Source organism: Desulfonatronospira sp. (assembly GCA_003563255.1).
GTDB lineage: Bacteria > Desulfobacterota > Desulfovibrionia > Desulfovibrionales > Desulfonatronovibrionaceae > Desulfonatronospira.
The window spans coordinates 1-8,917 of the sequence record PWSL01000423.1 but is presented as its reverse complement, the minus strand read 5'-3'; the positions used below and the strand labels follow the sequence as shown (position 1 = coordinate 8,917).

6 protein-coding genes are annotated in these 8,917 nt (G+C 49.8%); all 6 read left to right on the top strand.

Annotation, left to right across the window (positions count from 1 at the left end; all coding sequences use genetic code 11):
- A partial coding sequence (locus QZP87_RS12415) for a hypothetical protein (protein ID WP_291323240.1) occupies window positions 1-180 on the top strand: 180 nt, incomplete at its 5' end.
- Window positions 181-510: 330 nt separating this feature from the next.
- Entirely contained in the window at window positions 511-3,717 is a 3,207-nt protein-coding gene (locus QZP87_RS12410) for a DEAD/DEAH box helicase (protein ID WP_291323239.1), read from the top strand.
- Window positions 3,717-4,202: a tRNA (cytidine(34)-2'-O)-methyltransferase gene (locus QZP87_RS12405; RefSeq protein ID WP_291323238.1), complete on the top strand. Its 486-nt coding sequence runs from the start codon at window positions 3,717-3,719 to the stop codon at window positions 4,200-4,202. Before QZP87_RS12410 ends, QZP87_RS12405 begins: the two co-directional genes overlap by 1 nt.
- 29 nt (window positions 4,203-4,231) lie before the next feature.
- Window positions 4,232-4,810 (top strand): nucleotide exchange factor GrpE, encoded by a 579-nt coding sequence (gene grpE / locus QZP87_RS12400; RefSeq protein WP_291323237.1) that lies wholly within the window; start codon window positions 4,232-4,234, stop codon window positions 4,808-4,810.
- Between the two features lie 52 nt (window positions 4,811-4,862).
- The gene (locus QZP87_RS12395; RefSeq protein ID WP_291323236.1) at window positions 4,863-6,590 is read left to right on the top strand and encodes an Hsp70 family protein; all 1,728 of its coding nucleotides are present in this window, start codon (window positions 4,863-4,865) and stop codon (window positions 6,588-6,590) included.
- On the top strand, window positions 6,590-8,749 hold the full coding sequence (locus tag QZP87_RS12390; RefSeq protein ID WP_291323235.1) for a hypothetical protein: 2,160 nt from the start codon (window positions 6,590-6,592) through the stop codon (window positions 8,747-8,749). The genes QZP87_RS12395 and QZP87_RS12390 overlap by 1 nt, the downstream gene beginning before the upstream one ends.
- Window positions 8,750-8,917 lie beyond the last annotated feature (168 nt).

Genomic DNA, 8,917 nt, shown 5'->3' with positions numbered 1-8,917 from the left:
TGCGCAGCAGGGTTTCACTGGGGTCTTATTCCCGCAAGGAAAAAACATGCTTCTTCAATCTCTTTTATCTGTGTCAATCTGTGTGATCTGTGGGCTAAAAACTCTTATCTTATCTGGGTTGTGGGCATAGCCCGCGTTAGGCGCTTAGCCCAAATTTCAAACAATCATGTTGGTCGTTAAAAATCGGTTCCTGGTTCTTCGTTCCTGGTTCCTGGTTACATCTCGTTCCCAGGCTCCAGCCTGGGAACAAGAAAAAAGAAATCTCTGCTTTCATGTTGGGGGGACAGGCAACTGCTTGGTTTCTCTGTAAGTATAAGCAGAGTATCGATATTTTTTCCAAGTAGGTGCGGAACTGACCCAGATTTCCTTGCAATCCTTGAAATCGCTGGACAGATACTGTAAGACTGGAGGAAGAGCCCTGCATGCATGAGGACTGGCAGCCCCATGCGTTACCTGCAGACAGCTCGACTCAGATATACTAAAAGACATTATCAGGAGAGAAACAAGCTGATGATAAGCCCAGAAGAACAAAAAGCCCAGAGTATTATCCAGAAATTTATTCACGACAACATCCCTGAATATATCCTTGAAAATGCCCATGAACTATATTCAGAAAACGGCCTTCACAAGATCAATGTCAACCTTAGAGACCATTACCTTGATCTGGAAGGCAGAATTCAGGGAGAAGACTTTCAGGTTTACAACTCCGAGATAGGGCTCAACCTGGATAGTGAAGCCATCAATTTCCACTGCAACTGCTCCGAGTCCTTTACCGGGATCTGCAAACATATCGGGGCTACAGCCCTCAAATTTCTTGCCGGTTTAAGGGAAGAAACGGGTGAAGACACACCCGTTACCAAATCTGATTGGCGTCACACATTTCGCATGTATTTCGCCACCGAACTGGAACCCGAGCCCGGCCTGCATTACCTTGTATACAGGTTTTTTCCTGAACCGGAACGTCTTCAGGTGGAATTTTACCGGGCCAGGCAGAATAAAAACGGGCTCTCCTCGGTACTTAATCCCATTACCCTGGAACAGATAATTCGAAACCCCAACTGGTGTGAAATCTCCCCCCAACTTCCGGATGTAATCACCCAGATAGGTTATTCCCTGGATTATTTCGGACACCGGGTTGAAATCCCTGCCGGGCTCATGACCTGGTTTTTCTGGTCCATTAAAAACGAGTACTACCTTTTCTGGGAGGACACCGAGCAACCGGTCCGTGTGGAAACTACGCCCATGCGTCTGCATCTGAGCCCCAGGCTTTCCAGTGAAGGTTTGGGCTTTGAGATATTGCTTGGGCGTGAAGGCAAGCTGCCTTTTTCCATATCAGGAGAAAGGGTCAATTTTTATGGTCAGCTTCCATTGTGGGTCTGCTGGAAAAACAGCTTTTACCCAGTGCAGACCGGTCTTAACCCCTCCCTGGTGCAGGAGCTTGTTTCTGACAATCCTGTAATCCCTCACAGTGAAATATCAGAGTTCCTGGACCGGGTCTGGACCAGAATTCATACCTCGGACCTTTACGGCCAGGAGGAATTTCTGGAACGTATGTCTCCAATTTTTGTGCCTGCGAAATGCAACCCCAAGCTCTACCTGGACGAGGAAGGCAGCCTTCTCACCCTCCAGATACAAAACGTTTACGAAACCGAGCATGGAGAGGTCACCCTGAACGGTCCGAACCAGGACCTTCAGACCGGCAGTTACCAGTTTGAAGGCAAGTCTTTCCTGGTACGCAGAGAACAGGACAAGGAAGAAGTGCTGTTGTCCACCCTGCAGAACATAGGTTTTCAATCCAGGAACAACAATATGTGGTTTCTGGAACCTGAAGAAGCCATCACATTTCTGCTTGATTCATATCCTAAGCTGGTGAACCGGTACAGGGTTTACGGCGAAAAAAACCTGACCAGATACCGAGTGAGTCTGAGCCCCCCCCAAGTGGTTGCCAGAGTAGAGGCATCCAAGGACGATAAGTGGTTCAACCTGGATATAAATGTAGAGTACGACGACATCCGGGTGCCCATCGAAAAAATCTGGAAGGCCTGGATCAACGGCAAGCGCTACATCCAGCTCAAGGACGGCTCATACACAAGCCTCCCCGAATCCTGGATCAGAAAGCTGGAACACAAGCTGCAGACCATGGGCCTGGATCCCCAAAAGGCCCCCAAAAAGAAGTTTCAAAACCACGAAGTCCCCATGCTGGAAAACATCCTGGAGGATATAGACAATGTCCAGGCTGATTCTTTCTGGAATGAACTGCGCGAAAAGATACATTCCTTTGAAGAGGTCAGGCAACTGCCTCCGCCTGACAACCTGAATGCCGAACTTCGACCTTATCAACAGCAGGGCCTGAGCTATCTCAACTTTTTACACGAGTACCGTTTTGGAGGCATACTGGCTGACGAAATGGGCCTGGGAAAAACCATCCAGACCCTGGCATTTCTGCAGAAACTCAAAGAAAACGGCAAAAAAGGCCCCTCCATGATAGTTGTTCCCACCTCGGTTATGACCAACTGGGAACGTGAGGCCCAGAAATTCGTACCCTCCATGCGCCGGCTGGTCATTTACGGCTCCAGGCGCTCGGGCATGTTCAAGGAAATAAATAATTCCGACCTTGTCGTCACCACTTACGCCCTGCTGCGCCGGGATCTGGAGGAACTCAAAGAATATAACTTCAATGCCATCGTCCTGGACGAGGCCCAAAACATCAAAAACCCCAATACCATCACCGCCCGTTCCGTACGTAAGATCCAGGCTGATTTCAAGCTATGCCTCTCGGGAACCCCAATTGAAAACAACCTTCTTGAACTATGGTCTTTGTTTGAATTTCTCATGCCTGGCTTCCTTGGATCTCAGCACGCCTTTCAGAAAGGTTTTGTAAAACCGATAAAAGATGGCGATGAAGAAAGCCTCAATTACCTTCGCAACCGGGTAAAACCGTTTATAATGCGCAGGACCAAGTCCGAGGTGGCCAAAGAACTGCCACCCAAGGTGGAAAACGTCTACTACAGCGCCCTTATGGATGATCAGCTGGACCTGTACACCGGCGTGGCCAAAAAACTCAAGGAACAGGTCATGCAGCGGGTGGACGAAAAAGGCATTTCAGCCAGCCAGATGTCCATTTTGGACGCCCTGTTGAAGCTCAGACAGATTTGCTGTCATCCCAGACTTCTCAAGCTGAACATGCCCGATGTCAACAACAATATCCCCTCGGGCAAGTTCGAGGCCTTCAAGGATCTGACAACCAATATTATTGAGGACGGACACAAGGTTTTGGTATTCTCACAGTTTGTCCAGATGCTGCACATCATCAGGTCCTGGCTGAACATGAACAACATCCCGCACACCTACCTGGATGGTTCAAGCAAGGACCGCCTGGAGCAGGTGGACCTGTTCAACAACAATCCCGACATTCCGGTGTTCCTGATTTCACTCAAGGCCGGGGGTACCGGACTCAACCTGACCGCTGCCGACTATGTCATCCATTATGATCCCTGGTGGAACCCGGCTGTGGAAAACCAGGCTACGGACAGGACTCACCGCATAGGACAGACCAGGCAGGTCTTTTCTTACAAGATGATCTGCGAAAACACGGTTGAGGAAAAAATACTCAAGCTGCAGGAACAGAAAAAGGGAGTGGCGGAAGCAGTTATCCCCGGACAGAATGCCTGGAAAGCCCTTACCCGGGATGACCTGGAAATGCTTTTCGAAGTATAATGCAGCTAGTCTTGTATCAGCCACGGATTCCTCCCAATACCGGGTCCATTGCCCGATTGTGCGCCGCCACCTCGACGCCGCTGCACCTGGTCGGCCCCCTGGGCTTCAGCCTGGATGACAGGCATCTTAAACGGGCCGGCCTGGATTACTGGGACCACGTAAAGATTACAGTGTGGAAAAACTGGGAAGAGTACAAACAGAGCCTGAAAACCCGGCACAAACTGGTAATGACCAGTGCCCGGAAGGGCTCATGCTATGTAGAGCATTGTTTCTCCAGCCTGGATCACCTGGTTTTTGGCCCCGAAACCTGGGGACTGCCGGAAAAAATCACCTCTCAGGCCCACCATCTGGTCAGAATACCCATCTGGGGACAAGTGCGCAGTCTGAACCTGTCCAATGCCGCAGGCATCATACTTTACGAGGGATACAGACAACTGGGGACACTCCAGGAAAAATACTCCGGACAGCATCCGTACATACCGTAAAACTTCAAAACATCACCCAAGGAAAGCACATGTCGATCTGGTCAAAGATTTCCGGGCTGTTTAAAAGCAGTCCTGTGAAAGAACAGGAGACCGAGGAACCCACTGACTTGCAGCTCATCCAGGAAATGCTTCGCAACCTGCAGAAACGGGAGAGGAGGCAGGCTCAGAACCTGGAGCGCAGACTGCAGGAACTGGAATCCAAGCTGGACAGGATACAGGACCGGATGAATGCCTCTCTACCCATGGAGGCTGTAACCAGCGTCACTGACAGCCTGGCAACTTATTATCTTCGCAATTACGAATCGGATCAGGCCCTGAACCATGTATGGGCCAGATACACAGCACTGTTGAAGGAAATGGACATCGAGCCCATCCTGGATCTCAAACAAAAGTTTGACGACACCCGGCACCATGCCTGCGATACCCGTCATGACCCGGAACACCCTGAAAACACTGTTCTGGAGTTGGTCCGCCCGGGTCTGGTCGTCGCGGGCCGGGTAACCCGACCGGCCGTGGTGGTAATAAACAGGCCTCCCTCTCATCAGGATAATACACCTGATCATCACTTCCAGGGACCAACATATATCGAGACGGACGTGTTCAGGTAACCACCTGCAGTTTATGTAATAATATCAATCAAATAGAAACAGAGGAAGCTTTATGAAAACAATTTTCGGCATAGATCTTGGCACCACCAACTCCTGCATTTCACGCCTGAACCAGGGCAAGCCCGAAGTTATTTCAATACATGGTTCGCTCCTGGTGCCTTCGGTGGTGAGTTTTGATCCGGCTGAAACCATCGTGGGTTCCAGGGCCAAGAACCGTGAAGTTCTGCATCCTGAAACCACAGTTAGTTCAGTCAAGCGCATAATGGGCACCAGCGAGAAAATCATCATCCAGGAAAGGGAGTACACCCCCGAAGACATATCTTCGTACATTCTGGAGTATCTCAAGAATCAGGCCGGTGAAATATGCCAGGAAGAGGTTGAAAGCGTGGTCATCACAGTACCGGCATATTTCACCGATGCCCAGCGCAGATCCACCCAGAAAGCCGGTGAGGCCGCCGGCCTGAAGGTTGAGCGCATAATAAACGAGCCCACCGCAGCCTCGCTTTTCTACAACCATATGGATTCAGCGCAGAGATCGGATAAATCCGAAAGTCTTGTACTGGTTTACGACCTGGGAGGCGGGACCTTTGATGTCTCAGTGCTGCGCCTTGGGGAGCTGAGCGAAGTCCTGGCCAGCACTGGAAATACCCGCCTGGGTGGAGACGACTTTGACCAGGCCATTGTCAACCTCTGCCTGGAGCAGATCATGCAAAACCACGGCACAGACCTGCGCCAGTACCGCCCTGCCCTGGCCCGGCTGAAGGATGCAGCGGAAAAGGCCAAGATCACCCTGTCTTCCCATCCTTTCACCACCATCCAGGAGACTTTGATACCCAACCCCGCCAACCATGATATAGATCTTTCCCTGGAGATCACCCGGGATGAATTCCAGTCCATGATTTTTCCATACCTGCAAACCACCAGGAAAGAGATGGACAGAGCCCTGCAGGAAGCATCCCTGTCAGCAGGGGATATTGACAGTGTGCTGCTGGTGGGAGGCTCCACCCGCATCCCGGCGGTGACAGCCCTACTGGAAGAATATTTCGGGCCTTCCTGCATGCCCCCCGTGGACCCGGATTTGAGCGTGGCCAAGGGTGCCGCTATCCAGGGAGGCATCATAAGCGGCTCCCATATCCAGCAGGTGCTGATTGACGTCAACCCCCACACCCTGAGTACCGAGGTCCTGGAAAACATCGAGAATATGCGGCTCAAATGCGTGCCCATTATTCCCCGCAACACCCAGATACCTGTCACCCGCTCCGAACTATTCTATACTGTGATACCTTATCAGAGGCTGGTAAGGGTGGGAGTCTACCAGGGCGAATCCAGGGTGCCCGAGGAAAATACTCAGATAGGCGCCCTGGATCTGCAGCTTTCCCCTTCACCTGCCGGCACTCCGGTCCAAATTGAGTACAGCTATGATCTAAACGGCATCATCCGGGTCCGGGTGGAACAAAAGGGATACAGCGTAAAGCGCGAGGTGGACCTGGACAGTTCCAGGCAGAATCAGATGTTTTTGGTGGTGGATATGGAATCAGAACCGGATATGGAGGATGACTTTGAAGAAACCCCTTTTCAGGAGCAGCAGACCACCAACTATATCCTGCACAAGGCCCGCGGAATCCTGGAAGGTCTCTCCGACGAGGCCCGGAAAAATACACTGAGCTCCCTTATCAAGCATTATGAAACCTCCTTGCAGAGAGATGACGAAGACGCCGTAGACGAGGCTGAAGAAGCTCTGGTGGATTACATGGATGAATTGCAGGACAGGGAAGAATAATGGCCAAAAAAGGCAAGCGCACCAAAAAAGGCAAGTCCATCAAGCCTCCTGTCAAAAAGCTCGAAGCAAGACTTTTGGGCTACTGGAAAAAAGAGGCCTGGGAAGAATTCATCACCCTGTACCATCGCCAGTGGGACTATGCCGTCAAAGGTCAGGCGGCTTTATACTGGAACCCGGCGGTTTACAACCTTCTGCTGAAAACAGTATTCAAATCCCAGAAGATAGAGATCGTGGAGGAAATATATTCCGGGATGGTGCAGGCTCCTGAATTAAGCACCGAAAACACCAACTGCCTCCAGGTGGTGCAGTCCATGCTGGATATTTATCACGGCCGGGGATATCCTGGAATGCTCGACAGTCTTCCAGCCCCTCTGCCGGACCCCTTTGCAAAACTGGCCCGGGGACTCAGGGACATGCTATCAGAACAAACATCAGCCCTGAGCATGTATGTTGAAGGCAGCCTGACCCGGGCCAGGAAGAATGAAAAGCACCTTGCCCTGGCGGCCCGCGCCGGAAATGAGTTTGAAAAACTGCGCAGGCAAAATTTCTACACCGATTCAGTCAAACCCCTTACCCAGCTTAAAAAAAATTTCCAGGATCTTCATAAATATTGCTCCGGAAATTTCGGGTATAACCCTGTTGAACTTAATAATCTGCGCCTGCTCGCAGAAACAATGCATATTCTTTACTCTAAGCCCCGGAGTTTCAATAATCCAGAAGCAATCAAGAACTACCTTATTCGTAATGGATTTACAGCCAGCAGTCATCCCGCGGTATTAGTCATGGGCCGGGCCATGTTAACCCTTGGGTACCACCTCATGGGCCGGTCGTGGCAGGAAAAAGCATCTTATGTCTTGCGACATTATCTGCCTGGATCAACACCTGAGCTTCCCAGCCATGTAGAAAAACAGCTCGAGGTCTTGTCGACAGCCGGCAGGAACAAAGAGCGAAACCTTGATATCATCCCGGCGATTCTTAAATACGATGTATGGACCCCTCGGGAAAGGATGATCCTTTTGCAGTCCAGGATGCAACAGATTGAGGCCTGTCTTGGGGATTTCCTGGAGTACATCAGTGATCTTTTTTTCAGTTCTGGACAAGCACATGCCCAAAAAGCCTTTGTTGAGATTGTACTGGAATACTCTTCAAACCTTCGGGAAATTGCTTCTTTGTGCAAAAAAATGCAACTGAGCAATGAATCCATAATTTCAACCGCCTTTGAGTACTGGTACATGTTTTTCCGGGATGTGCCTTTCCTGGATAACTACAAGGTTCTGGACGAAATCATATCCGAATTCTGTGATTCTCCTGTGCTGGATTCCGTGTTTCTTGGCCTGCTTCATAAACGCGCTGAAGTAGCATCCAACCCTGACAGCCTCAAGGCCTTGCAAATAATACAGAATGAAAGAAGCCCCTTGAAGGTAAGTATTCAGGAAATGCGGAAGTATATTGTTTCCCTCCCTGAATGGCCGGCCGCTGCTAAGGTCTTGAGGGCCTGGAAAAAATGCCTGAACAGCGATGATTACCGGGTCCTGGTTGAAAACTTCCTGAGTATGATCCTGGATCACGAATACACCAGACTGTATGGCGGTTTCCAGGACAGCTATACCGAATGGTTCGAGTGGTTTGATATCCCAAAAGATATGATGCAGGAATTCCTGCATGATCTAGGTGAAGACTCCCCATTTTACGGATTGGTCAACTTAAGCCTCAATGCTGCCAAAACGCCCCCGATGCCCAGAAACGTAAAAGAGTTGCAGCTCTTTCTGCAACACCCGATGCCGCCGTCTGAAAACCTGCACAAAACCCTGCTCTGGATGCTCACATGGCCGTCTACTCCATACAAAAACAGCTTTATAGCTGAACTTATCCAGCAAAACCTGGATTATTTCAACCGAATGGGTGCATGGAAGCAAGTGGTCGGGATGATCCAGAACAAAAATATGAAAAAACTGGCCGGCATGGTATGGGATATTTGGGAGGAAAATGATCTTTTCAACACCATGGCCTCTGAAAAAGATTTTCAGGCAGCTTACAGAATAATGGAAAAAATGCTCCCCAAAAAGCAGCCAACAACCAACAAACCCCGGAAAAAGAGCAAAACAAAACAAAAAAGCATGCTGGATCTTATGCAGAACCGGCAAAAAAAGTCAGAGTAAGACTGTTCTGTTGCAACTGCAAAAAGTCGTATCTGTTTAGTGGCTTACTCCTGAGATCCTGTCATAAAAAACAAGAAAGTTTGAACCACGAAGGCACAAAGGACACAAAGGAAGAAAGCACAAAGGGTTTTGGTTTTTCATTTGCCGGGAAGACGGCAAATGAAAAGG